22 protein-coding genes are annotated in these 26,591 nt (G+C 46.9%); 9 read left to right on the top strand and 13 right to left on the bottom strand.

Annotation, left to right across the window (positions count from 1 at the left end):
• Positions 1–20: 20 nt before the first annotated feature.
• The 3 genes from K9J17_16180 to K9J17_16170 all read right to left on the bottom strand — a co-directional run bounded on the left by K9J17_16180 (position 21) and on the right by K9J17_16170 (position 3,667).
• On the bottom strand, positions 21–2,750 hold the full coding sequence (locus tag K9J17_16180) for a DEAD/DEAH box helicase family protein (GenBank protein MCF8278267.1): 2,730 nt from the start codon (positions 2,748–2,750) through the stop codon (positions 21–23).
• Between the two features lie 276 nt (positions 2,751–3,026).
• Positions 3,027–3,242 (bottom strand): hypothetical protein, encoded by a 216-nt coding sequence (locus K9J17_16175; protein MCF8278266.1) that lies wholly within the window; start codon positions 3,240–3,242, stop codon positions 3,027–3,029.
• Between the two features lie 20 nt (positions 3,243–3,262).
• Entirely contained in the window at positions 3,263–3,667 is a 405-nt protein-coding gene (locus tag K9J17_16170; protein MCF8278265.1) for a hypothetical protein, read from the bottom strand.
• A 58-nt stretch (positions 3,668–3,725) separates the two neighbouring features.
• Here K9J17_16170 and K9J17_16165 point away from each other — a divergent pair, with 58 nt between their 5' ends.
• From K9J17_16165 to K9J17_16145, 5 genes are all read left to right on the top strand, one after another.
• Positions 3,726–4,685, top strand: coding sequence for a hypothetical protein (locus K9J17_16165; GenBank protein ID MCF8278264.1), 960 nt, complete (start codon positions 3,726–3,728; stop codon positions 4,683–4,685).
• A 78-nt stretch (positions 4,686–4,763) separates the two neighbouring features.
• Positions 4,764–4,940 carry a hypothetical protein gene (locus K9J17_16160; protein MCF8278263.1) on the top strand — a complete coding sequence of 59 codons (177 nt, stop codon included), beginning with the start codon at positions 4,764–4,766 and terminating at the stop codon, positions 4,938–4,940.
• Positions 4,900–6,477, top strand: a complete 1,578-nt coding sequence (locus K9J17_16155) for a recombinase family protein (protein MCF8278262.1) — start codon at positions 4,900–4,902, stop codon at positions 6,475–6,477. Before K9J17_16160 ends, K9J17_16155 begins: the two co-directional genes overlap by 41 nt.
• A 272-nt stretch (positions 6,478–6,749) precedes the next feature.
• Entirely contained in the window at positions 6,750–7,709 is a 960-nt protein-coding gene (locus K9J17_16150) for a hypothetical protein (GenBank protein ID MCF8278261.1), read from the top strand.
• A 185-nt stretch (positions 7,710–7,894) separates the two neighbouring features.
• Positions 7,895–8,854 carry a fatty acid desaturase gene (locus tag K9J17_16145; protein MCF8278260.1) on the top strand — a complete coding sequence of 320 codons (960 nt, stop codon included), beginning with the start codon at positions 7,895–7,897 and terminating at the stop codon, positions 8,852–8,854.
• Here K9J17_16145 and K9J17_16140 read toward each other — a convergent pair whose 3' ends face one another.
• Complete coding sequence (locus tag K9J17_16140; GenBank protein ID MCF8278259.1) at positions 8,855–9,547, bottom strand: sel1 repeat family protein; 693 nt, start codon at positions 9,545–9,547, stop codon at positions 8,855–8,857. It abuts the gene before it with no gap.
• Between the two features lie 179 nt (positions 9,548–9,726).
• Between K9J17_16140 and K9J17_16135 the strand changes: the two genes are divergently transcribed.
• On the top strand, positions 9,727–10,350 hold the full coding sequence (locus K9J17_16135) for a YceI family protein (GenBank protein MCF8278258.1): 624 nt from the start codon (positions 9,727–9,729) through the stop codon (positions 10,348–10,350).
• Between the two features lie 87 nt (positions 10,351–10,437).
• On the opposite strand, the gene K9J17_16130 is transcribed toward K9J17_16135, so the two are convergent.
• The 3 genes from K9J17_16130 to K9J17_16120 all read right to left on the bottom strand — a co-directional run bounded on the left by K9J17_16130 (position 10,438) and on the right by K9J17_16120 (position 16,441).
• Positions 10,438–12,096, bottom strand: a complete 1,659-nt coding sequence (locus K9J17_16130; GenBank protein ID MCF8278257.1) for a hypothetical protein — start codon at positions 12,094–12,096, stop codon at positions 10,438–10,440.
• A gap of 156 nt (positions 12,097–12,252) precedes the next feature.
• Positions 12,253–15,252 (bottom strand): tetratricopeptide repeat protein, encoded by a 3,000-nt coding sequence (locus tag K9J17_16125; GenBank protein ID MCF8278256.1) that lies wholly within the window; start codon positions 15,250–15,252, stop codon positions 12,253–12,255.
• A gap of 427 nt (positions 15,253–15,679) precedes the next feature.
• Positions 15,680–16,441, bottom strand: coding sequence for a DUF1295 domain-containing protein (locus K9J17_16120; GenBank protein ID MCF8278255.1), 762 nt, complete (start codon positions 16,439–16,441; stop codon positions 15,680–15,682).
• Positions 16,442–16,757: 316 nt separating this feature from the next.
• On the opposite strand from K9J17_16120, the gene K9J17_16115 reads away from it, so the two are divergent.
• The 3 genes from K9J17_16115 to K9J17_16105 all read left to right on the top strand — a co-directional run bounded on the left by K9J17_16115 (position 16,758) and on the right by K9J17_16105 (position 20,818).
• Complete coding sequence (locus tag K9J17_16115; protein MCF8278254.1) at positions 16,758–18,446, top strand: acyl-CoA dehydrogenase family protein; 1,689 nt, start codon at positions 16,758–16,760, stop codon at positions 18,444–18,446.
• Between the two features lie 273 nt (positions 18,447–18,719).
• Positions 18,720–20,012 carry a carboxypeptidase regulatory-like domain-containing protein gene (locus K9J17_16110; protein MCF8278253.1) on the top strand — a complete coding sequence of 431 codons (1,293 nt, stop codon included), beginning with the start codon at positions 18,720–18,722 and terminating at the stop codon, positions 20,010–20,012.
• A 104-nt stretch (positions 20,013–20,116) separates the two neighbouring features.
• Positions 20,117–20,818 (top strand): carboxypeptidase-like regulatory domain-containing protein, encoded by a 702-nt coding sequence (locus K9J17_16105; protein ID MCF8278252.1) that lies wholly within the window; start codon positions 20,117–20,119, stop codon positions 20,816–20,818.
• 79 nt (positions 20,819–20,897) lie between these two features.
• Here the strand turns inward: K9J17_16105 and K9J17_16100 are convergent, their stop codons facing one another.
• The 6 genes from K9J17_16100 to K9J17_16075 all read right to left on the bottom strand — a co-directional run bounded on the left by K9J17_16100 (position 20,898) and on the right by K9J17_16075 (position 26,588).
• Positions 20,898–22,457: an acyl-CoA dehydrogenase family protein gene (locus tag K9J17_16100; protein MCF8278251.1), complete on the bottom strand. Its 1,560-nt coding sequence runs from the start codon at positions 22,455–22,457 to the stop codon at positions 20,898–20,900.
• A 147-nt stretch (positions 22,458–22,604) separates the two neighbouring features.
• Positions 22,605–22,802: a hypothetical protein gene (locus K9J17_16095; GenBank protein ID MCF8278250.1), complete on the bottom strand. Its 198-nt coding sequence runs from the start codon at positions 22,800–22,802 to the stop codon at positions 22,605–22,607.
• Positions 22,803–22,846: 44 nt separating this feature from the next.
• Positions 22,847–23,998, bottom strand: a complete 1,152-nt coding sequence (locus K9J17_16090; GenBank protein MCF8278249.1) for an acyl-CoA dehydrogenase family protein — start codon at positions 23,996–23,998, stop codon at positions 22,847–22,849.
• A 106-nt stretch (positions 23,999–24,104) separates the two neighbouring features.
• Positions 24,105–24,560, bottom strand: a complete 456-nt coding sequence (locus K9J17_16085; GenBank protein ID MCF8278248.1) for a YciI family protein — start codon at positions 24,558–24,560, stop codon at positions 24,105–24,107.
• Positions 24,561–24,583: 23 nt separating this feature from the next.
• Positions 24,584–25,444: a 3-keto-5-aminohexanoate cleavage protein gene (locus K9J17_16080; GenBank protein ID MCF8278247.1), complete on the bottom strand. Its 861-nt coding sequence runs from the start codon at positions 25,442–25,444 to the stop codon at positions 24,584–24,586.
• 325 nt (positions 25,445–25,769) lie between these two features.
• Complete coding sequence (locus tag K9J17_16075) at positions 25,770–26,588, bottom strand: enoyl-CoA hydratase/isomerase family protein (GenBank protein ID MCF8278246.1); 819 nt, start codon at positions 26,586–26,588, stop codon at positions 25,770–25,772.
• Between the last annotated feature and the right edge of the window lie 3 nt (positions 26,589–26,591).

Raw genomic sequence — 26,591 nt, 5'->3', positions numbered from 1 at the left:
TGAATTACATCGTAATCTATTTACGCCACCAAAACTTCGTTCAATTCTTCAATAATGCCGTTCATATCCTCGCCAAACAATTGCCACATGCGGCCACGGCCGCCCTTGGCATCAAAGGGCGTGTAGTCGAGATCTTCCACATCTATATGAAAGCTGTTTACCACATGGTCTTTCAGCATCCGTAGCCAATCCATCTGTTCTTCTGAGAAGCGATTGTGCTGCCCCGCATTCTGTTTGAATATCCAGTTGCGGAAGTTCTCATCAATGGTGCTGTCAAAGCCTTTCAACTTGCCATCAATGCCGCACACTCTGCGGATGAGTGAAACCAATGCGGTAAGTTCATTCTCCGGCCGTTTGCTTTTCACCTCTTCCAGTTGCACGTAGGCATCCCACACATGGAAGGGCGCCAACAGCGGTCGGTCGGTCTGTAGGAGTTCAAACACCTCGCGTATCATCTTGTAGGTAATTGTTCTACGCTGGTAAGGCTGGTCGTAGAAAATGCTGAGCGCCTGGATTTCGTCCTTGTGGGCGGCCAAATATTCTTCAAAACCCTTTACTAGTCCTTGCGCCCGTTCGGTGGCACTTTTGTCCCATTCGCTACGCGTAACCGTGTCGATATTAACGTGGTCAATAATCTGTTCGTGCTGGATGCGCACCTTCTCGATATACTCGTTCAAAATCCCATTGAAGGAAGATGCCGCTTCGCGGGCCAGTTGTTGCTGCGCCTCATCGTAAGTTGCTGTTTCACCTTTCTGCACCAGTTCTTGTTTCCGTGTTTCAATGGCATCGGGATCAAAGGCATTCAATAGTTCCTTGGTCACCTGCTTCAGGTTCTTTCCACCAGAAACTTCCACCAATTTAACCTGCTCTTTTTCGGTCAGCTGTCTATCCAAACGGATAAGCCTATTGGCCAAGGATAGGAAGAGGTCTTCTTCTACCACACCCATGGTGACGGCACCAAGAAGGTCTTTCATAGGCACCGTGCGTTTGCGCTCCAACGGGCGACTGTCGGTCTTCTTGCTTTTAGTGGCACCAACCGCATCCACAATCACAAAATGGGTTTTGGCCGCAGCCGATTCGGACACGCGTTGCAGGTCGTCCGCATGGATAGACCGTGTGCCGCGTCCCTTCATCTGTTCGAAGTAGCCAAGGCTCTTTACGTCCCGCATAAAAAGCAACACTTCCAGCGGTTTCACATCCGTGCCCGTGGCAATCATATCCACCGTAACCACAATGCGCGGATAGTAAGTCGTACGGAAGCGGTTCAGTACGGATTTCGGGTCTTCATCTGCCTTGTAGGTCACCTTCTTGCAGAAGTCGTTGCCTTCGTTGAATTCTTCCCGCACGATTTTGATGATGTCATCCGCATGGCTGTCCGTCTTCGCGAAAATCAGCGTCTTCGGCACTTCATATTCTCCGTTGCTGTCAATCCGTTCGGGATAGATTTCCTGCATCAGCGCTCTTCGGTATTCCTTGATGATGTTTCGGATCTGACTCACGTTGACAACAACCTTGTCGAGGTCGTTCTTCTTGTAAGCCGTGTCCTCATCTTCCCGCTGCCAGCGTTTGCTACGCGAAAGCTTATCGCGTCTATCCACATACCAACCAGCTTGCACCACCGCTCCATTCTGCGAAATATCTGTTTCGATGATGTAGGTATCGAAAGGCACATTCACGCCATCCGTAACCGACTGCTCATAGGTGTATTCGCTCACCACATTCTCGTTGAAGAAACCGAAGGTGCGTTTGTCTGGAGTAGCCGTCAGGCCGATGAGCGAAGCATCGAAATAATCCAACACTTGTTTCCAAAGATTGTAAATGCTGCGGTGGCATTCATCAATGATGATGAAATCGAATTGCTCAATCGGCACTTTCTCATTGTACGCCACTGGGGCGGGCTGCTTATCGTCCACTTGCTGCTGCATCCACGAGCTCTCATTCGGATTCTCATTCTCCGCACTTTCATCCAATTCCTCTCCTTGCAGAATGGAATAGAGACGTTGAATAGTACTGATGCAGACCTGACTATCCGAAGCGATGTAGCTTGAACTCAATCGCTGCACATTATAGAGTTCCGTGAACTTGCGGTTATCGTCCGTAGGCTGGTACTTCATGAACTCCTGTTCGGCCTGTTCACCTAAGTTGCGTGTATCCACCAGGAACAACACACGCTTGGCGTTGGCATGTTTCAGCAAGCGATAGACGAACGTGGATGCTGTGAAGGTCTTTCCTGCTCCGGTTGCCATCTGAATCAGCGCCTTCGGACGATTGTCCTTAAACGACTTTTCGAGATTGGTAATCGCATCTATTTGAGCAGGGCGCAGCCCCGTGGTGTCCAGAGCTGGCATGTCCAACAGACGCCCACGAAGTGTCTTTTCCTGCCGGAGCCATTCGGCCATGGTTTCGGGCCTATGGAAACTGAAAACTCTTCGGGCTCTCGGCTTCGGGTCACGGTAGTCAGTAAACCGCGTGAGCACTCCCGTACTTTCGTACACAAAGGGTAGCGGCTCGTTATTCAGGTATTTCAATTTCGCCTTAGCATATCCAGTCGATTGCTCCTCAACTGTGGTCATTCTATGGCCTTCATCTTCTTTCTTTGCTTCGATTACACCAACTGCTTTACGGTCTACGAAAAGGGCATAATCAACAGGGCCGACATCCGTCTGATATTCACGAACCACCACGCCCAGACCAGCTGCAAGATTCACCTGCTTTTTGGACTGCACAACCCACCCAGCGCACCGCAGCATTTCATCGATGCGGTCGCGCGCAAGCTGCTCTGGATTTTGGTTGGGGTTGGTCACGGTCCGGGAAATAGGTTTCGGAGGTGAATTTAACAATGCAGATTGCTTGCGGCAATAGCATACCGTAAATTAGCTTCAATTCAAGAAAAGTTGTTGAATCAATTTAATTCGCTTGAAAAGGTTTATAAAACGATTTTAAACTGATACGACCACACCCGTGAGAACAAATCACCAAAAGATGGTTCGTGGTGGCTGACCATAAATCCTACGGTGAACGCATGGTCAGGCTGCGTCTGGTGAATCCTGATTCTTCGCGAATTGGCTCTTGTCATATTCATGTGTCGCCATCACCGCACAGACGATAATTGCTATGATAAGTACGGCCACAAGTAACCATAGGAAACCAGAGCCGCTCCGCGCGGTGGTTGCGGTGGTTGCGGTGGCCGCAGCTGCTGCGGCTATTGTCATTTCCATTGGGGTAATGATGGTGTATTCCATTTTGGTTTGTGATCTGGGGGTTAGTTTAATCTTTGAACTAGGTAGGTTTGTTTATCAGGGAGATAGCGATAAACGAACGCCCCTACTTGAAACCACCTAGTACCATCGCCTGACTGTATTGCTATGAATGGTCCTTTCTGATCGAAGCCAATAAGATCCAGCATTTCGCTAGTTACTTGTTTGGCCCCTTCGGTTGCGTGGTCTCGCATCAGTTCACGCAGAACTCGTTCATTTTTAATGAGGATGCTGCTGAGCTCTCTTTCGTGAGCCCTTAGTTCCGCGTTCGCATCATTGTGGTGTCGGTTTTTACAGGCGATTGAGCAAAAAACCTTGTTCTTTCTACCAATGAACTCTGCTCCGTCTACTGGGCAGATTTTTGAGAATCCTCTTTGGGCAGGTCGCCAATGTGATAAGTTGGTTTTCATTTTGGGTGTAATTTTAAACAAATTTAATAATTTTACCTTAAAGTAATAACACAACTAGATGAAGAACAGGAGCGACATCGATATTTACACTTGGAAATCTATCACGGAGCGGTTAAAAGACTCGGACGCGAACATTGGTGAGATTTTGATGCGACTAAGTGAGAAGCCATATCGGGCAACTGATACTGGTATTCATCCAAAGATTATGGCGGATTGGAAGCGGAATGACCTTCTGATGTCTGAACATATCGCAAATAAGATGCATTGGTTTTCCATTACTGAGTTTGCTTGGATCAAATTGATAGAGAAAATGCGAGCCTTCAATTTTCCCTTAAAGGCAATAAAATCGCTCCGAGATGATATGTTAGGCGGTAGTTCAGAGGAATTGGAGGACGTAATGAATCTAGAATTTCTCTTTCAAGCCATACTTAAATTGGAGGACGGCAAGAACCCTGAGAGAATCCGCGAATACTTGGCGCAGCCTGGAATTAAAGAGCAGCTTCTGGCGCAGATGCCAGCGGGTGTAAGAAGCGGTAATCGATTTGAAACCTTAGTCATGTTCTCACTGACCTTGCAGACCCCCATCTCCTTTCTGATGGATCATTCTGGGAAGGGAATCATTTTCAATCCACTTATGCTTGTAGACGGTTTATACGGTAAAGAGGAAACAGAACGGGTCTTTACAAGCTCTTATGTAAGCATCAGTCTTACGGAGGTTTTAGCCGAGGTACTTACGCTATCCGAGATGGAGATACTCCACAGTAAACTAATGCTTGTTTCGGATACAGAAGCCAATGTACTTCAGGCACTTCGCGAGGATGAATTGAGTTCGGTGATAATCCGATTTGACCAGAATCATGAGATGGATCTTATGGAAATCAAAAAAATGCAAAAGGTTGAACGGGAAACTCGCCTTCTCGAAATGATTTTGAAAAAAGGATATCAAGACATTACCGTCAAGACCCAACACGGAAAGGTGGTCTACTGTGAGAATACACGAAAAGTAAAACTTAAATGACGGTACTGAACACATCAGACCTATTGATACACGTATCTGGCTACTGGAAAAACAGAGCAAGATGCATCGTAATCGATAATGCTAACCTTAAAAGAATGTAGAAAGTTAATTGATCCGAAAGGGAAGAAATACACAGATGAAGAATTGAAAATGGTGCTGGAATTCCATCTGGAATTGGCAACCATCATTGTAAACGAACTTAAACGACAAGAATATGAGAAAGCGAGCAGCATTGATGTCGCGGGTATCCAGTGACGAACAAGCAAAAGGATTCAGCCTCGGTGTGCAATCTGAAGCACTTGAGAACTACTGCCTTCGCAACGATATAGAAATCGTTTACACGTTTAAAGAGGATCATTCGGCAAAGAATTTTGAACGACCAGCCTTCAACACTTTTCTTAATCACGTCAAGAAAAGTAAGGGCGCAATTGACGTCCTTCTATTTACAACTTGGGACCGGTTCTCCCGAAACATCTTGGATGCCTATACGATGATTGATCGTTTAAAAAGGCTCGGAATTATTCCACATGCCATTGAACAGCCAATTGACCCTACCATACCTGAGAACAAGGCAATTTTAGCCATGTTTTTGGTCATCCCGGAGATTGACAATGACAGAAGATCCATCAAAATTCGAGGTGGTATCCGCGCGGCTCTAAAAGCGGGTCGATGGTGCCGCATGGCTCCGTACGGTTATCGTAACACCCGTGATGAGAACAATCGACCTATTATCGTACCTAACCAGCATGCTCCACATATCCGTACGGCCTTCGAAATGGTCTCCAAAGGGATCACGCAACCCATTGCTCGGGAATACCTAAATACCAACGGTGTTCCTATCAAGAAAAGTAGGTTCTCAGAAATGCTCAAGAACCCCATGTACATGGGGAAGATCGAGGTTCCAGCCTTGGAGGATGAGCCTTATCAGTTGATAGAAGGTATGCACGAAGGAATCGTAAGTGAACAGCTGTTCTTCAAGGTGCAGCAAGTTTTAAAAGGTCACGCTCCGAAAAAGCGCATCGCGGTTGCGGTACGCGATGAAGTATTGCCCTTGCGAGGAATTCTACGCTGTTCCAGCTGCAAAGGAAAATTAACCGGAAGCCGTTCACGCTCCCGAAATGGTAATCGTCATGCGTACTATCATTGCAATCACTGCGGTACCGAGCGTTACAGGGCTGAGCGCGCAAATGACACGGTAAAGGAGGTGCTGAACGGCATGACATTTTCCAAACCGAATGCGGTGCTTCATCAGGAACTTGTTAAGCGATTACTTAACGGAAATGAACTGGAGCGCAAATCCAAAGCTGTACAATTGAAAGCAACCATCGCTAAGCAAAATGAGCGTATTGAACGATTGCAGGATAATTTGGCTGACGGTGTAATCACTTCAAACGACTTTACGGAAATGAAAAACAGGTTCTCCGAACTGATGCGCAATGCACTCGAAGAGCTTTCTTCTTCGCAGGGTGACAGTGCTGAAAAATCCGCCTTATTAAAGAAGGCTGTAAGCGTAATCTCTGGTCTTGGAGATTTCTATGGAAATGCAGATTCATTGGCCAAGGTTAAACTGCTTGGTTCGATATTTCCTGAAATGATCGAATTTGACGGAAATAAATGTCGAACCACTAAAATCAACGAGGCCCTCGCGCTGTGTCTCAGTATTGACGCGGGTTTCAGCGAAACAAAAAACCGGACACTCCCTGAAAAATTGGAAGTGTCCGGTTGGGTGGAGCCAACCGGAGTGGAACCAATTACATTTCTGAACCAATTACTGACAATTCAAAATCCTTGAAAAGGCTCGACATTTGTCCCGTTGGGGCTGCTATAGCCAGTTACAATTCTGAGAGGATCACAATTGTCAGTCTGTATTTTAGATGCCAAAATATTTTGCTCTCAAAAAGCGAGCAGCGATAGTTAAATTTGTGCTCAAATCACGTATGGATTCTGTACCCTATTTGTACCTTAGAACCGTAATTAGCTGGAAATCAGTATGCCCAAATTTCTGTATCGGAAAGTAACTTTCTTATCACGAATTCCATTACCTGAAAAACAACGGTATATTTTATGATCAATCTTCGCCAGGAATCAACTTTGACTTCATATGTTCTCATACCATTCGTAACTATACTGATACTCATTTCTTGTGAACGTCCGCAGGAACAAAAGCAGTTGCGAAGTTGGGAATCGAAAAAGCAAGAAATATTAGACAGTCTGACGAGATGTAATTCATTGAAAGATAGCCTATTTTGTCTTACAGGATTCGCATACCGCGATGCATTAAATGGTTCATCAGATGTTGCTCTACACAATGTCGATCCATCAGGCAAACATCCGAAATGGTCAGCTGAAAAGTGGTATCAACTTTTTTCAAAAGACAGCCTCACGGTTTATTGTGGAGGTAGTTCGAATTTCAACGCTTCGCTAATCCGAGAGTTCATGTCAGAAAGCGTTGTTCCTCATGGCTTTTCAATAGGAATTCCCTCCTCTAAAATCGGTCACTACATTTCTTTAATTCTGGTTAAAAATAAAAATTATCACAACCTATACTTAACAGATCCAATGTTCAATTCGTTCTACATCGATTTGAAAGGAGATTTGATTGACCTCAGAACTATGATTTATCTGGCGAGAAAATCTAGAACCGACCTATTCCAAATTACACAACGCATTCAGGACGCACAATATCTGCAAGACAATACTTCGTTGTCGGGTCAACACTCCATTTATGACATGGACTACCCTCATCGATTTATACGAAGTAATAGTAAAGAAAATAAATACATTCTGCTATGCCCTAGGACTTTATCTGATTATCTTGACGATGAATTTGCCTCGACCTACGTGGAAATAGCCAGGTTTCACAACAATCATAAACTTGACTTTAAGCAGCCTGAAGATTTTAAGAACTGCGTTCTATTCATCAAGGACATTTATGGCCCTGCATCAAAAGAAATAAAGGAAGAGGTTGATTACTTTCTTCACTCAGATATTTCAACGTTAGATAGCATTTTTGCAAACCTTTAACCGTGCTTTAGAACATCATCGCTGTTCTGCCAAGACTAATAATCATCTGAATCAGCAGATGTAATTAGCTACCATTCTTTTCCTCTAAATGACTTCATTAAGCGAAGAACAGGTCATAACATTTTAGAGTTTAGCGTGGCTTAACCATCCGTTCGAAATGTCTAATGGAATTCTATTTTTGTGCTATGAGCCAAGCAAGTCTCATTCGCTACAAAGAAGATTACCGAACGATAGGCACGGTGGTGGCTTATGGCGTCTTCTATCCCGTAAGTTGGTATCTGTGGGCTCAATTCGGATGGTTTGGCAAATTAATTCTCGTATTGGTGCATTGCAACTGGCAATTCTTCATTGCCACCATCATACACAACACCATTCATGTGCCCATTTTCCGAAGCATGGCTTGGAATAAAGCTTTTCAATTCCTGCTATCGGCAGTGAAAGGAAATCCTGTAAGTGGTTACGTTCCTGGGCATAACTTGAGTCATCATCAGCATCTTCAAACACCAAAAGATGCTGCTCGCACAACACGTGCGCGCTTCAAATGGAATTTCCTGAACCAACTGTTGTTCTTCTTCCTTCTTGCTAGAGACATCATGAAATCTGAGAAGGCATTCGTTCAGCGAATGAAGGATGTGAAACCGGGTTGGTCGTCACAATACAAGAAAGAGGCAATCTTGGTTGGGACAATTAAAGTAGTGGCGCTTATCGTTGATTGGCAACGGATGTTATTCTTGATTTTCATCCCCAACATGTATTCGCTTTGGGGCATTTTTGGCACCAACTACTGGCAACACGATGGTTGCGATGAAACGCATCCATACAATCACTCACGTTCATTTACAGGAAAGCTCTTCAATTGGATGGCGTTCAACAACGGATTTCACGGCATTCATCACATGTACATGGGTGTACATTGGAGCTTATATCCTGAATATCACGAGCGTTTGGTGAGGCCATACGTTCATCCGAATCTCGATCAAAAATCGCTGTTCCTTTATTTGTGGAAATCGTGTATTTACCCAGGAAAACGCTTGGATTACTTAGGAAATCCAGTCCAACTTCCGCCACAGGTAGAAACACAGGATTGGGTCAGTGATGTTTCCATTGATCCAGAAGCAAAGGTGGCGCTAGGTGCCATTCAATGATCACAGAAAACGTTCCAGTCGATTGACCTGGATGAATTCTTTCGCTTTCAGATTTCCGTGTTCCGCAGCACGCTGCATCCACATAACGGCAAGGCTGTTGTTTTTTGTCACCCCACGAGCGTAATAATACATCCAACCAAGATTGAACTCCGCTTCTGGATGGCCTGCTTTGGCAGCCATTCGGTACCATTTCAACGCTTCTTGGTAATTTACGGTAACACCTTCGCCAGCCATAAACATGTTGCCTAACATGTTCTGCGCATCATGATGGTTTTGCAAGGCCGCTAGCGAGAACCACATGACCGAATTACCGCAACTCGCTCCTTCACAATCGCTGCCGTAATACATCATCCCGAGTGCAAACTGTGCATCCGAAACATCTTGGTGTGCTGCCATCAGATACCATTTTTCTGCCTCCGACTGGTTGCGTGGGATACCTAATCCCTGCTGATAGAGCAAACCAAGATTGTATTGGGCAAATGCAACACCTGCTTCTGCCGACTTCGAAAACCAGTAGATGGCGCTATCTGTGTTCTGTTCCAATCCAACTCCGTTGTAAAAGGCTAAGCCCAAATTGTATTGAGCGCGTTCATTCCCCTTGTATGCCAACTGCTTCAGTTCCGGCACTGTCTGAGCCACAATAAATCCTGCGTTCAGGAAACCAATGATAAACAACAATCCGATCCTTCTCATGTAGCAGCAATTACGCTGCAAGATGACACATGAACCGTTCTACAAACATGACAGTTGTCTGTTGAACGCATAAGATTCATCAGTATCAGATTTTTTTTCAATTGCGATTGAACCTTTATTGACCTTCAATGTTTAAACATCAATAAGTACATTTGTAACCAAATCAATCAACAATTATTATGAAAAAAACACATTTACTATTGACAATTGCCGCATCAACAAGTCTTTTTCTTGCCAGCTGTGGAGGAACACAAGAACCAGTTGCTGAGACAGCACCAGTAACAACTGTAGAATCCGTCACCAAAACGATTGACCCCGCGACCAGTACAGTGAATTGGGTGGGAAAAATGATCGGCATCAAAGCGCATAATGGAACCATCAATCTTCAAGAAGGATCTTTAACCTTGGAAGGCGATAAAGTAACTGCCGGAAGCTTCGTAGTTGACATGAGCAGCATCACGCCATTGGATGATAATTATGCTGCACCTGGAAGCGCACAAGGAACGAGAGAAATGCTGGTAGGCCATCTTTCTTCAGGTGATTTCTTCGCAATTGAAGAAAATCCAACTGCTACTTTTGAAGTGACTGGAACTAATGAAGATGGTTCTGTGAACGGAAACCTGACGCTTCGTGGCAAAACGAACGCAGAAACCGTAACCAATGTGGTTGTTGCAGACGGAACCGTTACTGGTACCTTGGTATTTGACCGTAAGAAATATGACGTGGCTTGGGATAGTCCAATGAAAGATGCGGTTCTTTCGAACGACATCGAACTTCAAATCGAATTGAAAGTTGCTGGATAAGTAGCTTTTGGTGTATGAGAGAGGGCGTCCGACTTAGTCGTGACGCCCTTTTTCATTTTGTAGGGGCGTATGGCCATACGCCCTTACTCAAAACGTGAAGTGAACTCCGGCAATGAAGCTGAAACGCTGCACCGTGTATTGATTCCATATCTCGTAGCGCATGGCAGCAATGTTTCTCAGGTCCACGAAAGCCCCGATCCACTGCTTGTAACGGTATTCAGCCCCGATGCTCACATCAGCATAACCGCCCATTTTGATGGGTTCAACATGTGTGCCGAGGCTGTCTGTTGCATAACCTTTTGCTAAGCGAGTTCCAGCAGCGGTGATGGAAGCCTTGAAAATGAACTTATCGTTCACGTTGTAGTTCCCAGCGAAATTGAAGGTGAACGGAGCCTCGTGCCACGCCTTGATGCTGTCGTTCTCGAAATGGAACAAGCGATATTGAGCAGTAGCTTGCACGAACAACTTCTCGCTCATGCTGTAACTGAGCGAACCTCGGAAGCGCGTGATCCGTGTGTCGTGATATTCGGGCAAGAAGCGCATGCCCGTTCCATCCGAAGTATCATTGACGAAGAAGAGTTGGTTCTGCGTGATGATCTCGGCCACATTCACATCAAAACCGAGAATTTTGAAGATGTTTCCCTTGAATCCACCGACCACGTTCAGGCGTTCGTAGCTATTCTGACGAAGAATGTTGGTCTGGGCGTAGGGATTGATCTCTGAAATGCTGCGCAAACCGTTGCGCTCTACCTCACCCGATGCGTTCACATAGAACCGAACCATGTCCTGAGCTAGGAAATAATGGAAGTTGAGGATGGGTGCTAGAATGGGTGTGACCTTGGTATTTCTACCGTCCACAAAAAGCCCGAAACCAGCGTCAACTCCCCAGCGTTCGCGCTTATGCATGAACTTGCTTTCCAGACCGAAGATCACATTATCGTCAATGCCAATAGGCGATTGATTGTGGTACACATCCAAACCAGAGCGCACGTTCACCTGACTTTTCTTGATCGGAATGACCACGCCACCGTTCAGATTGGCCCTTCCTTCCTGACTTTGAAAACGGTCGAGCGTGTGGCTGTAAGAAACCTCCGCGAAATCGAAGATCTTGGGCTGTTTACCCTGCTGGGTTCGCAAGGCCACCGTTCCTTTCACATGATGGAAAAGTTGCTGAATATCCTTCTTCGGAAACTGAAATTCAGAGGCATCATAGCCATAGAAGTAGTTCTGATCGAGGTCGTATTCGATGTCTGCCGACAACACGTGCATCTTCATGAAGTACTTCCCAAAAGCGGAAACCCCTGCATCGGTAAATCCGAATGGTTTTCCGTCCAACTTGGCGAATGAAGCATGGTACCGCGCAAAACCTCCTGCTTGGTATTTCTTGTTCCGAAGACTGGAAAACGAAGCCTCTGCATAGGGCATGGTGTAATTCCCGAAACCGAGTTTTAGGTAGCCGTTGTAGAGTTTCGGTAGCGGCTCCTTCCCAAGATTGACGGCCTTCAAGGGCTCCATTGTCATATCGAGGTTCGGTTCTTTGGGCAGTACCTCATAGTCCATTTCTGGAACAGCTGTTGATTCATTTTCCAACACCGGCTGCTCGCTCAATTTCTGTGCATCGCGCGTGGTCGGGCGGTAGTCTTTCCGTACCGTGAACTTCAGACTGTCTGGTAATTTCTCGCCTTCTTGCGCTTGAATAATCAGCGAAGCGAGCATTAAGATCACACTCAGTTTTAGGGTTTTCATGGTTGTTGGTTTTAGGTTGATTACAAAATCCTCCGACTTCACCGCTTGCGCGGTTCAGCCACATCCTTTACAAGGAGGACGGGGTTCAGTCCCCCTTTCAAAGGGGGTGCCGAGGAACGAGGCGGGGGATTTCTAGTTTTCATTTCCAATTCTTGATTATTCCGCTTTACTAAATGCCTCAAACTTCTCTACCTGCCGCATCTTCGCTTCTGCCTCTTTCTTGATCTCTCCTGAGTAGTTCTCCACCACATTCTGAAGCGTGAGTTTGGCTTGGAATAGGTCGTCCTCCTTCATGTAATTGTCGGCAAGAAGCAGGAAGGACTTCCCGACCCAATCCGTGTAATTCGCAAAGCGGTTGACGATCTCGAACACGGTTTCCTTGCTCTTGGCGTAGTTGCCGTTCTTGAACTGGATCTGCGCGATATGGAACATCGCTTCTGCCCCAAAGGCATTCGGAGAATTGGCCACCGTTTCGTGGAATTTGTCCAAGGCCAGTTCGTCATTTCCCATGCCGAGGGCGCATTTCGCAGCGATCAAGCGCGCTTCGCCTTTGGTGTTGGCCTCCACCCTATCCGATTTCAACACCTTGCTGGTGTATTCATCCGCCTGACCGAATTCCTTCAGCTCGAAATGCGTGTGCATCAGTCCAACGCGTGCTTCGAGTTTGTTCTCTGAACGCTCCGCAATTTCCTCCAGCAGCGCATACTTCGCCTGCGCCTCCTTCGTCTCGCCCTGGTACATGTGTATCTGAGCAGCCGAGACCAGTGCCCGTTCGGTGTAGCTCGTTTTGGAATACTCCAACACATAATTGAAATCCTTCAAGGCCTCTGGGTATTTCTTCAATTGCAGCTCCGCTTCGGCCTTGTAGAAATGCGCATCCATGGCGAAATAGCCATTCGGGAACTTACCCAAGTATTTCCCGAATTCCTGCGTGGCATTGATGTATTCACCGCGTTGGAACATGAGCTGTGCCGCCTCGAAATAGGAGGTATCCAAGGAACCTTTGCTCGCATCTGGAAAACTGTTCTTGGCCAAAAACTCCTCGAACACCTTCACCTGTCCATTCTCCACATAGATCTTCTGCACCTTTTGCAGGGCTTCGGTCGCTTCCGATGTTCCAGGGAAATCGGTGGCCACGCGCTTGAAAAGCGGCAAGGCGTGTTCGTCATCGTTCTTATTGTAAAGGATAAGTCCCTTGTTCAGCATGCTGCGGCTGACGTACTGCGACTTCGGATTCTCATTGATCACGCGGTCAAACCACGCCACGGCATCATCTGCATCACCCGAAAAGAAGTAGGTCTCCCCTATCTCATACTTGGCATCGACCACAAATTCTGAGTTCGGATAACCCGAAATCAGCGACTTCAGCTTGCTGATCTTCGAACTCGATTTACCCTGAAATCCGTGGCACATCGCCACTTGGAAGAGCGCATAATCCGCCTCCGCACCGCGCATGTCGATGGCCTTGTTGTAATAGGCAATGGCCTTGCCCGTGTTCTTCTGCACGTAGTAGCAATCGCCCATGCGCAGGTAAGCATCATTGATGCGCGCATTGTCGTGGTGCTCCAAGCTCAGGAATCCGATGAAGGCGTTGATCGCCTCCGTCTCCCGTTTCTTCGCCATCTGTGCGTATCCGAGCCCGTAATGTGCCAAGTCGTAAACCTTCGTCTTGTCGGAAGATGGGGCGGCCACATGACGCTCGTACAGATCAATAGCCTGATCGAACTGCCTCAGATTGGCATGCGCCTCCGCTTGCCAGAACATCGCTTCGGCAGCAGCCAAACGGTCGTCTGTGGTTTCGGAAGCCATCTCAAAAAAGCGAATGGAACGTTCATAATTCCCGTCATTGAACAGTTCAATGCCGCGTTTCAACGCAGTCTGCTGATAGATCATGCGATGCTCCGAAGTCTTCTTCTTGATCTTATCGAGCGTAGCCAAGGCACCTTCAAAATTCTGGGTACTCAGATGTACTTTCAGGATGAGTTCCTGTGCTTCGTCTGCCCGTTCGCTGCCCATGTGTTCGTCCACGTATTTCTCGAAAGCCGCAATCGCCTCCCCGTTCGGGTCGTAGCTCAGTTCGAAGGAAAGCTTCGCATAATTGAAGATGGCCGTTTCCTGCAATTCCTTGTCAAAATCGAGGTCGGAAGCTAGCTTGAAAGCATTGCGTGCCGCCATCCTGTCGCCCGATTGCAGGTAGGCATCCGCCATCTGGTAATAGGCCATTTGCGCCATCGGGTCCTTCTCCTTGCTGCACTGCTCAAAGTACATCGCAGCCTTCTCAAACTTCCCTGCCTTGTAGCTCGCATAAGCCAAACGATACACCTCCTCGCGGTCCCAATTCAGCTTCGTGTATGCCTCTTCCAAATAGGGAACCGCCATCGAGAATTCGCCCATCTGGTAGTAGGCATCGCCAATCATCTTGTGAAGGTTTCCCTTGCTGAAATCGTTGAAATCCTTCCCCATCAACCGCTCCCCGTAGGCCACCACCTCCTCGTCCTTTCCCTGCGCCTGTAGGATCTGCAGCACATACAGCGGCACGATCTTCCCAAAAGTGGCATCGCCTTCTAGCAGCGAAAACCGCTCATAGGCTGCGTCATAAGCCCCATTTAAGAACAAGATATAGGCCGTGTAGTAGGTAATGGGCGCGTAGTACGGCCCCTCAATGTCCTCGTCCACCAACTCAAATTCGTGCAAGGCCTTGCTGTGGTCGTTAGCCTGAAAATGCGCGTAACCCAACTTGAAATGGAACTCCTCCTGCTCTGCCTTTGACAGCTTGGAGGCATCGGCCTTCGCGAACCACTTGATGACCTTGCTGTACTTCTTCTTGCTGAAGGCATAGCGCCCCAAATGGTAGTAGGCCATCTCCACCTTGGCATGCTCCGGATGCTCACTCACGAAGCGCTCCATCAGCACATCGCCATCCTCATTGAACAGTTCCAGTCCGCAGAGCGCGCGGTAGTATTCGGCATTCTCGCGCTCAATGCTCGAAAGCTTGGTGCCATCTTCCAGCGCCTTATTGAAACGCTGTTGTGCTGCGGCATACTTCTTCTTTTGCACGTGCTCCAAGCCCGCGTTGTAATCGCGCAAAGCATCGGCATCTACGCTGATGGTTTGGGCGTAGGTGCTGCATGAAAGTAAAAGCGCAAGAAGAATCAAGCCCCTTTGCAGCGTTTGACCCCCTCCCCGCTGCGCGGTACTCCCCCTCTCGAGGGGGAGGATTGGAGCTTTGAGTAAACATCGGATCAGGGTGCCAGCTCCCCTCCTTCGTAAGGAGGGGTGTCCGCCTAAAGCGGACGGGGTGGTCTGCGTTTCGGGTGTACGGAAAAGCGCCTTGATTTTCATAGCAAAGGAGTTAGTTGAACAAGAAGATTTCGGGTAATGGTCTTGCGGCTTTAACGCCCAGCTGTTTGGGGCTATTGTCCGAAACGTGCTTCAAACTGGGCTTTCGAGCTAAAACTTATAGGATGTGAAACAAGCGGTGTAGTTCCAAGTTCAAAGTGTAAGGTTCAAAGTTGCGCCACCCGTTCGACAGGCTCAGGGTAAACTTTGAACTTGGAACCTTACACTTTGAACTTTGAACTCATCAATACACAAACGGAATCACCCGCTTCCTGTCCTTAGGGTAATCGGGGAAATTGTCGAGGTAGAACTGATGGTGATCCTTGGCTCTCGGAACGAGGTTGGCGAAGGTCCAAATGGCGAAGGAAGCCGCAGGCAGGTTCCAAGCAAGAATGGCAAAACCGGTCCATTCAATGATCTCGCCAAAAAGATTGGGCGCACTTATGTAATTGAACAGTCCGCCACGCGGAATGACGTAAGCGGTTTCGCCCGGCTTGCGCAGCTTCATCAGTTTTTCGTCTGCCCACAGGTTGATGCCGAAACCGAGCAGAAACAGCGGCAATCCTATCATGAACTGCCAACTCGAAAACCACGCTTCGGTATACGAACTCATTTCGGCCAAGTAGAATCCATTGAAACCAGCATTGAAGAGATTGAAGAATATGGCCGAAAAGACAATCGATATCGGCATCAATTTGTTTCCACTCTTTATCCGAAATGGAAAAATGAAGCTGCGGTTGAGGTAATGCATCAGCCACAATCCGCCAATGATCCACGTAACCGAATTGACCTTCGAACCCATCAACAGCGATAGAAGAATGAGCAGAAAGGAGGGTGCTTCCATCAGCAACCACCCGAATTTGTTCTTGATCATCGGTCCCCAGCTCGTTTTACTATGCCGACCGAATGGCGCGGTTACAAATTGAAGCAGCACGAAAACGCCACACGCCAAGGCGATCCATGCCCAGACAAACAGTTCGAAATGGGATGTAAGGAATTCAATCATAGCATTTCTTCTTTTAATCCCCCGTATCGTTCCTCGGCACCCCCTTTTAAAGGAGGTGGCCGACCAGCGGAAGGTCGGAGGATTTATTGCCGAACATAGCTTTTCAATTGAAAGGATGCCTTGACATAATTCGAGCACGTCATTAAATACGCGCGTCATTGCGAGCGAGGCACGAGCGTGGCAATCTCCATCAAGTTAGTACCAACCGACCGAAGGGAACACATCGAGGAACGAGATAATCCAAAAGAGATTGCTTCAGTCATTCTTCCTTCGCAATGACGCTAGACCCTTAACTTAGTCGCACAATTCGCAGCCAATGAAGAAGCACACGCCCTATTCCGATTTCATTCAGCAGATACCGCAACTCGGAAACGAATTTGATGACGACACCTTCCTGAACGATTACCTGGAAACGTATATGCCAGCACAAACATTGGCAGAGATCAAACCCGACCTTAAGCGTTTCGGAGGAAGAGTGGGGCGTGATTTTCTGGTGTGGGCGCGCGATGCGGAAGTGAACGAACCAACACTCACACAGTTTGATGCTTGGGGAAACCGTGTAGATGAGATCAAGGTCTCGGACGGTTGGAAACAACTGGAACGGGTGGCTGCGGAAGATGGCTTGGTTGCCATTGGATACGAACGCGAGCAAAAGGAATATTCGCGCTTGTATCAGTTCGTGAAACTGTACATGTACACCGCTTCTTCGGCTATTTATACCTGTCCGTTGGCGATGACAGACGGAGCAGCGCGCTTGATAGAAACGCACGGAGATGCATTTCTGAAAGGCGAAGCCTTTGAAGGATTGACATCGCGCGATCCAAAGAGATTCAAAACGAGTGGGCAATGGATGACAGAAAGAACCGGTGGTTCGGATGTGTCGCGCTCCATGACCTTCGCCTACCCAGATGGCGAGCATTTTGAATTGAAGGGACACAAATGGTTCACTTCGGCCATTACGGCTGATATGGCCTTTACGCTTGCTTCTACCGAACAACCAGAGAACGGAAAACGCGCGCCACTGTCAGTGTTCTACCTGCCCATTAGAAAAGCAGACGGAAAGCTAAATGGCATTGAAGTGGAAGCACTGAAAGACAAACTCGGCACCAAAGCATTGCCAACAGCGCAGTTGGAACTGACAGGCGCCAAAGCGCGTTTGGTGGGCGAAAAAGGCAAAGGCGTGAAAACCATTGCCACGCTGTTCAATATCACGCGGATCTACAACACCATCAGTGCCACTTCCTACATGCGCAGGGCATATTCGTTGCCGAAAGCCTATGCAGAAATGCGCGAAGCATTCGGAAGCAAAATAGGCCAGCATGTGTTGTACGAAAAGAGCTTGAAGAAGCTGGAGATCACCTACCAATCGAACTTGATATTGGCACTTTTCCTTACGCGCTTATTGGGCAAGGAAGAATGCAACATGGCTTCAGAAACGGAGCAATCATTATTGCGTCTCCTAACACCCGTTGCCAAATTGTACACAGCCAAACAGGCCATCAAATCAGCTTCGGAATACGTGGAAATGTTCGGTGGTCTGGGCTACTTGGAAGACAGCGGTATTCCATCCATGTTGCGCGATGCGCAGGTACTCAGCATTTGGGAAGGAACGACCAACGTGCTTTCATTGGACATGCTTCGCGCTGCAGAAAAAGAGAACGGACTGAATGCTTTTGCCATTTATTCCAAAGAGCTGATGAAGCAGGAATATCCAGCTTCGCTGAAAGATTCCCACGCTAAAGTTGCCGCCAAGCTGAACACATTCCTTGGCTTTGTTTCCAGCGTGAAATCTGCCGAAGACATGGTGGCTTACTCACGCGATGTGGCCTTCTATTTGGCTGAATTGACCATCGCGCTGCTTTGGTTGGATTTCCTCCGATTGAATCCCGAGAAAGAGGAATACACACAAACCCTCAACTACTGGCTCACATTCAAACTGAACGATGCTTCGCTGAAAGAAGCTGAGGTTTTGGGGTTCGTGAAGAAAGAGGCGATAAAGTCGTAGAACCGTTTACGTTTTAGCATCGTTTCGAACTCAAAAGAGTTCTCATTACAGCGCTTAGAACTGTAATAATTGAGCCGTTTTACCAAATGGCCTCCTTGGTAATTTACATCCACATCATTCAAGTACAAACCACCATGGACTGCAGTTCAAGGTGCGGCCCTTAGACATGAAACTTATGCCATTACAATGAATTGACAAAGGTTTTTTACATGACGAACTTTAAGGGAAAGATGGCGCGCATCTGTTTTACTAACCCTTTAAAAATTAGAAATCATGAAAAAAACTCTACTCGTTTTACTAAGCGTCATCAATCAACTGTTTATGACCACTATCACCTTGGCACAGTTCGCGTCTAGTTCTGAATACGGGAAAACCCAGTTTCAATTTGATGCTGGAGAATCGCTGAATGGCAGCAAAGACTTGATTCAAGACTACGAAACCCTTGTAGAACTAACTACCGGAAAAGATGGCTTATTCTGTATTCAAAACTTATCTGGTGGAAAACTTCACGTCTCGGCAATGGGAGAAGGCTACGTGGCATTTGTTGAGTTCTCCAAAGTCATTTCCGTATCTGGGTCTTTGTCTGACATTACGCTACCATTTCCTCTGATTTCATCCAGAGGTTTGGGTAGAATTCAGCAAAATCGGGTAAAACCAAACTCGTTCGTTTCTGATGGCAGGATTGACATCATTGCTGGGGTGCTTCGAAATTCAGAAACTGATGTTCCCATTCCCAACGCCAAAGTGGTTTTGAGATTGTCTGGCGAATTCAACCCAAACAAAACGTCACGGTTGTCGGGACAATATGATTTGCTGAATATTCCGCAAGGTGACTATGATCTTTTTATTTCTCACGCTGGTCGGGATTTGAAGGGACAACTGATTGGAGTAATTCGAGACAAAGAATCAGGTGAGCCGCTACCATTCACAAATGTTGCCGTACTTAAAGATGGAAAGGTGATTTCAGGGGCAGCAACAGACTTCGATGGTGGCTACAAGATTGTTGACCTAAATCCTGGAACATACGACCTTAAAGTTTCTTCTGTCGGATATACTAGCGAGCAGCATCAAATCAATATTAAGTCGAGCAAAATATCGTCTGCCGATTTTAAGCTGCAGCCAGGCATTCTTCTTAGCGAAATAGTTGTGGAGGCCTTTTGCTGCCCATTGATTGAAAAAGATGGTAGTTGCTGTAAAAAGACGGTTACTGGAAGAGACATTCTAAACATTTGCGGTCGAGGTAATTCCTGTTGCCGTAGGGTTACAACAATGGTTCTGGAGGATTCTCTGGAAGCTGAAAAACCAAAACTGCTGGAGGTTGAACCATCTGTTTCCATTTTCCCAAACCCTGCCAGTTCGCTCATCAATCTCGAACTGCATGATCTGAAAGAAGAGCCACTGAGCCTTAGGATCTTGGACAGCAGCGGAAGAATTGTGCTAGAACAGAAACAGCTTCCGTTGAGCAGACTTTCCATTGCGTTAGATGGATTGAGTGATGGCGTGTATTTCGCTTCGGTGCAGTTGAAAGACAAATTTCTGACAGAGCGATTTGTGGTGGCAAGATAAAGTCGATGTCCAAAAAATTGCGGGAATTGGCAATTGCCAACTCCCGCAATTGACCAAATCGAGTTGATGTACAATAGATAGTTGCTAAATTGGTTAAGCAAATCATGAAAAGTTCCATTCATATTCTGTCCATTTCGTTCTGGCTAATGCTGGTTTCATCCTCATGTTCAGCGCAAGACGGCTTCACCACCATTCGTGGTACAATCACCGATAAACTGACCAGTGATCCGATGATTCTGGCTAACGTTGTGCTGTTCGAAGGTGAAAAGCAAATTGGAGGAGTTGTAAGCGATTTTGATGGACGTTATAAGTTCTGTTTAGAAAAGATTGGGACCTACAAATTGAAAGTGTCTTATGTGGGATATGAACTAGCCGAGAGCATGGATATTGAAATTGCGGAAGACGAAGAAAAGACAGTTGACCTAGTGATGAAGGGGGGAGTTGAATTACCTGAAGTTGTAGTGGAAGCTTCTGTTGACTACCGTATCATCAGCTGTGGGTTCGGGGTAGAAACGATTTATGGAAGCCGAATTACAACTGAGTTACCAAAAGAACCTGTGATCTCAAATTTCGGCCTCTACCCAAACCCAGCTTCATCTCAAATAACGCTCGATCTTTTGAATCTGAAAGAAGAGCCACTGAGCCTAAGGATCTTGGACAGCAGCGGAAGAATTGTTCTAGAACAGAAACAACTTCCGTTGAGCAGACTTTCCATTCCCTTAGATGGATTGAGTAATGGCGTGTATTTCGCTTCGGTGCAGTTGAAAGACAAACTTCTGACAGAGCGGTTTGTGGTGGCTAAATAGAAACTGAATCAAACAAAAGGGCGCGAAGAATAATCTTCGCGCCCTTTGCTTTTACTCCGCGTCTCAGCGGTTAGAACAATTACCCCATAATGGTTCCAAGCTTCATGGCCACGCTCATGTCGCCTTTCACCTTGATCTTTCCGCTCATGAAAGCGTTCATTGGGTTCAATTCGCCTTTCAGCATGGCTGTTAGGTCTTCCATTGCAACATCAACGGTACACTGAGCTTCAGTAGCATCGTTGGTGGTTACCACGTTGCTGTCTCCCGTTCCGTTCAACATTACATTCTGCTCACCGAAGTTGAACTTCAAGGTGTTTCCTAGCGGCTTAGCTGCTGCTGCTTTCTCTTTAATTGCACTCTCAATTGCTTCAAAACTCATGACTGGTTTTTTATCGTTTGTATTAGGATTAGTTTCTGTCTTTTTAGCCTCAACTGGCTTTGCCTTTGCTTGCGCTGAGCCTGTCGAAGTGGGCGCTGAAGATACTGATCCAGCGCGTTGATACGAAGTATCGTCTATGACCATTTTGGCAATAATCTCGCGCATGATCTCGCTCGAACCTCCACCGATGGTTCCCACACGGCAATCGCGATAGGCACGCGCCATCTTGTATTCTTCCATGAAGCCGTAGCCACCAAAGCTCTGGAGGCATTGCGTCATCACTTTTTCGGCCAATTCGCTGGTCAATAGTTTTGCCATCGAACACTCTTTCACGATGTATTCGCCCGCATCATGCATTCGGCAGCAATGGTAAACGAACTGCTTGCTTGCCTCCACTTCCGAGATCAACTGCGCCATTCTGTGACGCAACACTTGGAACTTGTTGATGGACCGTCCGAACGCCTGACGCTCGCTCATGTATTGAAGCGTGTACTGAATAGCCCATTCGCACGAAGCGAAACCAGCGATTGCTCCAACCAAACGTTCGGTTTGCAAACCGCCCATCAGGTAATAGAAACCCTGACCTTCATCTCCGATCAGGTTCTCGACAGGAACTTTCACGTTATCGAAATGCAGCTCAGCTGTATCGGATGCGTGCCAACCCAATTTCTTGAGTTTGTTGCGCGTTACTCCTTCCGAATTCAGATCGATGATGAGCAAACTCACACCAGCCGCGCCCATGGCAGGATCGGTTTTCACAACCGCCACAACGAAATCGCCATAAACACCATTCGTAATGAAGGTCTTCGAACCATTCACCACATAATGGTCGCCATCTTTAATGGCTTTGGTCTGAATGTTCGCCACATCAGAACCGGCTCCAGGCTCCGAAATTCCGATACAGGCGATCCACTCGCCTGATATCACTTTCGTCAGATATTTCTCTTTCAAGAACTCCGAACCGTGCTTGTAGATATACGGAGACGACATGTATTGCTGCACCGCAGGCAAGATCATGAATCCTCCACTCTCGCACTTCGAAATCTCTTCCATAAAAATGACCGAATACATGAAATCGGCATCAATTCCGCCATATTTCTCCGAGTAATTCAATCCGAAATAGCCCATCTCACCGAACTTCGGCCAAAGATCCTTCGGCATCCGCTGCTCCTCTTCCCATTGGTCAATATTCGGCATCACCTCACGGTCAAGGAAATCCCGTAAACCCTGTCTGAATAATTTGTGTTCTTCTGTAAACATTTTTTAAGCTGTTAGGTATTAGGTTTTAGCAATTAGCTTGCTACTTGTTCATTCTTTATTTGGGCGTTCCCCTGCGGGTCGGGCTTTCCGCGCTGCACGGCAGCTTGCTTCAATCCCTAACGCGGGCGGCCTCATCACTTTATTTCATCATCCTGGTCCCATTCCATCTCTAAATATGATTTCCATACTAACTTGATATAGAATAATTGAGGTTACTACTGCCAGAAGCAACGCAACAATTACCCTTTTCCACTTGGCCCAGTCAGTCAATTTCCAAACAACCGGAACCGTAACCAGCGGTGTTAAGAACATTGAAATCCAAGTTATTTTACCAATCAAATCCATTTTCAAAACACATTCGCTAATCCGCTAATTTCCTAATCAACTAATTAGCTATACTTCACCTCATCAATCGCCATTTTGGCAATGATCTCCTTCATTATTTCACTCGTTCCGCCACCAATCTGTCCAAGTCGGCTATCTCGGAACATTCTTGAGGCTTGGTAATCTTCCATATAGCCGTAGCCGCCTAAAAACTGCACGACTTCAAAGGTCACTTTATCGGAAAGCTGCGTAGCTAAAAGCTTGGCCATGGCCGCTTCTTTCACGATGTATTCTCCTTTGGTGAAACGGTCACAGAGATAATACACGAATTGCTTTTGCATCTCAATCTCCGCAGCCAACTGCGCTACGCGATGACGTAATTCTTGGAACTTCGTCAACGGTCTTCCGAAAGCTTCGCGCTCTCGCATGTAATCCAAACCATATTGAAGTGCATATTCCGAACCAGCCACACCACCAATTGCCATGATCAATCGCTCCAACGCAAACTGCTGCATGATGTAGTAGAAACCTTGGTTCTCCGCTCCGAGCAAAGCGCTGGCTGGAACCCGCATTTCATCAAAGGCCAATTCAGCCGTATCAGAAGCGCGCCATCCGAGTTTATCCAATCTCGTAGCCGATAATCCTTTCGTGTTCCGATCAACGACAAACATGCTGATGCCAGCCTGTTTCAACTCAGGTTCCGTTTTGGCGGAAATGATGAGGTAATCGCTTAGCACACCATTCGTAATGAATGTCTTGCTTCCGTTGATGATCCAATCGTCACCATCCTTCACAGCAGTTGTCCGCATAGAAGCCACATCCGAACCTCCGCCTGGCTCCGAAATGGCCAAACAACCGAATAGTTCACCTGCAATTCCAGGAACCAGATATTGTTGTTTCTGTTCTTCCGAACCTTCGTTGTTCAAATGCGCCAACGACAGATACGAATGTGCTCCAAGTGCAGCAGATGTTCCAGCAGAATTAACTTTCGCCAACTCCTCCAGCAGAATGACATCATAGAAGAAATCCAAGTTCAGTCCGCCATATTTCTCCGGAAAACGCAGCCCGAAATAGCCCATATCTCCAAATTTCTTCCATATCTCACGAGGCGGATTTCCAGTCTTCTCCCATTCATCCACATTCGGCACGACTTCCTTCTGCAAGAAATCGCGCAGCGACTGGCGGAACTGATTATGTTCTTCGGTGAAATAGCTCATATCATTTTTTCTAACCGCAAAGGCGCAAAGTTTCTTTCGCAGAGTTCGCAAAGCATAATTCTCAGCGCTCTTTGCGACATCTTAGCGTCTCCGCGGTTCAGTTTTCTCATGGCTTTTGCTTCCAAATCTTATCGTGATTCTCCAAATAAACAGGCAATGCTGCCGAACCATACCAATCGTACATTTCCACTTCAAAAACACCCATTGAAATGGACGGATCGCCTTTCATCAATTCTTGTGCTTCTTCTTTCGAAGCCACATCAAAAATGAACAGCCCGCGGTAGTCGTTGTCGTTCTTCCCGTACGGACCAGCAACCACTAACTTCTTCTCTTCCGCCAACTTTGCCATGTTCGAGAAATGACCTGCAAAACAACTGTCGAGAACGGCCTTATCTTCAATCTTGGCAGGGCCCGTTTTCAGCACCGCGAAAATGTAGCTCTTCATGCCATAATCATCGGCATTCAACTCCTTCGCCAACGCCTCATCATAGTTGGGATTGTTGTTCTGCGAAAAGCAGAAAAACGGTAAAACGAGAAAAGATAAAATTGTCAGTGTTCTCATCGCTAATCGCTAACTCCTAATACCTAACTCCTCAAAGGAATATCCAAGGTCTCTCTCGCCTCAGCAATGCTTGCTACCTCACGCCCCATCATTCGGGTGAGTTGTGCAGCTGCAGCGATCAATTCGCCATTGCTCTTCGCCATTTCGCCTTCTGGCAGATAGAAGTTGTCTTCCAACCCAGCGCGAATGTTCCCACCGATCGTAATTCCAGCGGCCAGACTTGCCCACTGCTGACGACCGATGCCAATCACCTGCCAGTCAGAACCTTCAGGAACCGTTCTACTTTGGTGCAGAATATTGGCCGTACTGTGCGGCAATCCGCCCAAAACGCCCATCACGAAACTGAAGTTGTACGGCTTTTTCAGAATGTCCATATCAATAAACGGCATCGCATTATTCACGTGGCCGTTATCAAACACTTCCATCTCAGGACGCGTACCCGCTTCATTCATTTTCTCCAAGTAAAATTGAATGTCCGTAAACGAATTCTGGAACACGAAATCATGGTAAAACTTCTTCGCTTTCGAAGAATAGATACCATAATTCATACTCCCCATATTCAGGGCTGCCATGTCAGGTTTCAGCGCCACAATGTGCGCAATTCGCTCCTCTCGTGTTATGTGAATAGCGCCCGTGCTGAAGTTGATGATAGCATCTGGCGTGCGCTTTTTCACCTCTTCCATAATACGCGCATAGGTCTCCACATCGTACGCAGGCGTGCCATCGTCATTCCGCGCGTGGATGTGTAAAATACTCGCCCCAGCTTCCACCGCTCTGCGACCTTCCTCGGCAATTTCTTCTGGTGTGTAGGGAATGTACGGACATTGCTTCCTGTTGGCGAGAACGCCCGTCAGAGATGCTGAAATAATCACTTTCTTACTCATATCTATTTCTTCAGTTATTAATGTTTTTGGGTTCAAATTCGAAATCCTAAACTCTCAAATTCGAAACCGTTTCGTGCTTCTTTATTTAACTCCGTTGAACTTACGTTTCGTTTTTAGTGCTTTATCATTTGGGCGTTCCCCTGCGGGTCGGGCTTTCCGCGCTGCACGGCAGCTTGCTCCAATCCCTAACGCGGGCCTCATCACAATTCCACACGTCATTGCGAGCGGAGCCTGCGGAGCGTGGCAATCTGTCAGCAAAAACGAGATTGCTTCGTTCCTCGCAATGACGCGTTCTGATATCTGATATCTCATATCTGACATCTCACTACTCATTACTCCATTTAGGTTCCCGTTTCTCCCTGAAAGCCATAATGCCTTCCTGCGCATCCTTCGTTTGAACCGTTTTCATCAGCATGCCTTGAAGGTAGCTGTGTTGCGCTTTCGTGTCGACACTTCTGATGTGCTGGTACGCTTCCAATCCCATGCGAATGGCCGTAGGCGAATTATCAAGAATGACATCAATCATTCGCTGAACCGTGTCAGCCACTTTTCCGGGTTCCGCAATATGGGTTACCAATCCCCAATACGCTGCTTTTTGAGCGTCAAGCGTATATCCTTGAATACACCAATCCAGCGCCTTCCGTTCTGGCATGACTTGTAGCAGCGAAGCCATTACCTGAAAAGGGAATAGGCCGCGTTTCACTTCTGGCAATCCAAACTTGACATTCGATGCGGCAACCACCTGCGTGCAGCCAGCTAATAGCAAGAAAGCACCTGCAAACGCATCACCTTCCACTTGCGCAATGCAGGGTTTATGCAATTGATTGAAAAGCTCTCCAATCAAAATTTCTCCATCCGCTTTCGGAACAGTTGTGTTCGTCTCTCCACCACCCGTCATGAATGCTTGCAGATCGGCACCAGCGCAAAAAACATCTCCGTTGGCCTTGATCACCACCGCCCAAACGTCTTTGTTCTGCTTGGCGTAGGTCAGCGCAAACGCCAACTCGTTGGCCGTTACAGGATGCAAGGCATTCTTCTTCTCTGGACGATTAAGCGTAATCGTCAGTACATTATCGGTATGCTCCACTTCCAAAAACGCGAAAGTGTATTCGTTGAGTTTATTGAGGTCTTCTTGGTTGAACATTGG

The organism is Flavobacteriales bacterium, assembly GCA_021739695.1.
Lineage (GTDB): Bacteria > Bacteroidota > Bacteroidia > UBA10329 > UBA10329 > UBA10329.
The sequence above is the reverse complement of the archived record's forward strand: the minus strand, read 5'-3'. Positions and strand labels throughout refer to the sequence as shown.

Coding starts and splice junctions, on each gene's coding strand:
- K9J17_16180 (MCF8278267.1), bottom strand. CDS start 2,750: ATGCTGCGGTGCGCTGGGTGGGTTGTGCAGTCCAAAAAGCAGGTGAAT.
- K9J17_16175 (MCF8278266.1), bottom strand. CDS start 3,242: ATGGAATACACCATCATTACCCCAATGGAAATGACAATAGCCGCAGCA.
- K9J17_16170 (MCF8278265.1), bottom strand. CDS start 3,667: ATGAAAACCAACTTATCACATTGGCGACCTGCCCAAAGAGGATTCTCA.
- K9J17_16165 (MCF8278264.1), top strand. CDS start 3,726: ATGAAGAACAGGAGCGACATCGATATTTACACTTGGAAATCTATCACG.
- K9J17_16160 (MCF8278263.1), top strand. CDS start 4,764: ATGCTAACCTTAAAAGAATGTAGAAAGTTAATTGATCCGAAAGGGAAG.
- K9J17_16155 (MCF8278262.1), top strand. CDS start 4,900: ATGAGAAAGCGAGCAGCATTGATGTCGCGGGTATCCAGTGACGAACAA.
- K9J17_16150 (MCF8278261.1), top strand. CDS start 6,750: ATGATCAATCTTCGCCAGGAATCAACTTTGACTTCATATGTTCTCATA.
- K9J17_16145 (MCF8278260.1), top strand. CDS start 7,895: ATGAGCCAAGCAAGTCTCATTCGCTACAAAGAAGATTACCGAACGATA.
- K9J17_16140 (MCF8278259.1), bottom strand. CDS start 9,547: ATGAGAAGGATCGGATTGTTGTTTATCATTGGTTTCCTGAACGCAGGA.
- K9J17_16135 (MCF8278258.1), top strand. CDS start 9,727: ATGAAAAAAACACATTTACTATTGACAATTGCCGCATCAACAAGTCTT.
- K9J17_16130 (MCF8278257.1), bottom strand. CDS start 12,096: ATGAAAACCCTAAAACTGAGTGTGATCTTAATGCTCGCTTCGCTGATT.
- K9J17_16120 (MCF8278255.1), bottom strand. CDS start 16,441: ATGATTGAATTCCTTACATCCCATTTCGAACTGTTTGTCTGGGCATGG.
- K9J17_16115 (MCF8278254.1), top strand. CDS start 16,758: ATGAAGAAGCACACGCCCTATTCCGATTTCATTCAGCAGATACCGCAA.
- K9J17_16110 (MCF8278253.1), top strand. CDS start 18,720: ATGAAAAAAACTCTACTCGTTTTACTAAGCGTCATCAATCAACTGTTT.
- K9J17_16105 (MCF8278252.1), top strand. CDS start 20,117: ATGAAAAGTTCCATTCATATTCTGTCCATTTCGTTCTGGCTAATGCTG.
- K9J17_16100 (MCF8278251.1), bottom strand. CDS start 22,457: ATGTTTACAGAAGAACACAAATTATTCAGACAGGGTTTACGGGATTTC.
- K9J17_16095 (MCF8278250.1), bottom strand. CDS start 22,802: ATGGATTTGATTGGTAAAATAACTTGGATTTCAATGTTCTTAACACCG.
- K9J17_16090 (MCF8278249.1), bottom strand. CDS start 23,998: ATGAGCTATTTCACCGAAGAACATAATCAGTTCCGCCAGTCGCTGCGC.
- K9J17_16085 (MCF8278248.1), bottom strand. CDS start 24,560: ATGAGAACACTGACAATTTTATCTTTTCTCGTTTTACCGTTTTTCTGC.
- K9J17_16080 (MCF8278247.1), bottom strand. CDS start 25,444: ATGAGTAAGAAAGTGATTATTTCAGCATCTCTGACGGGCGTTCTCGCC.
- K9J17_16075 (MCF8278246.1), bottom strand. CDS start 26,588: ATGTTCAACCAAGAAGACCTCAATAAACTCAACGAATACACTTTCGCG.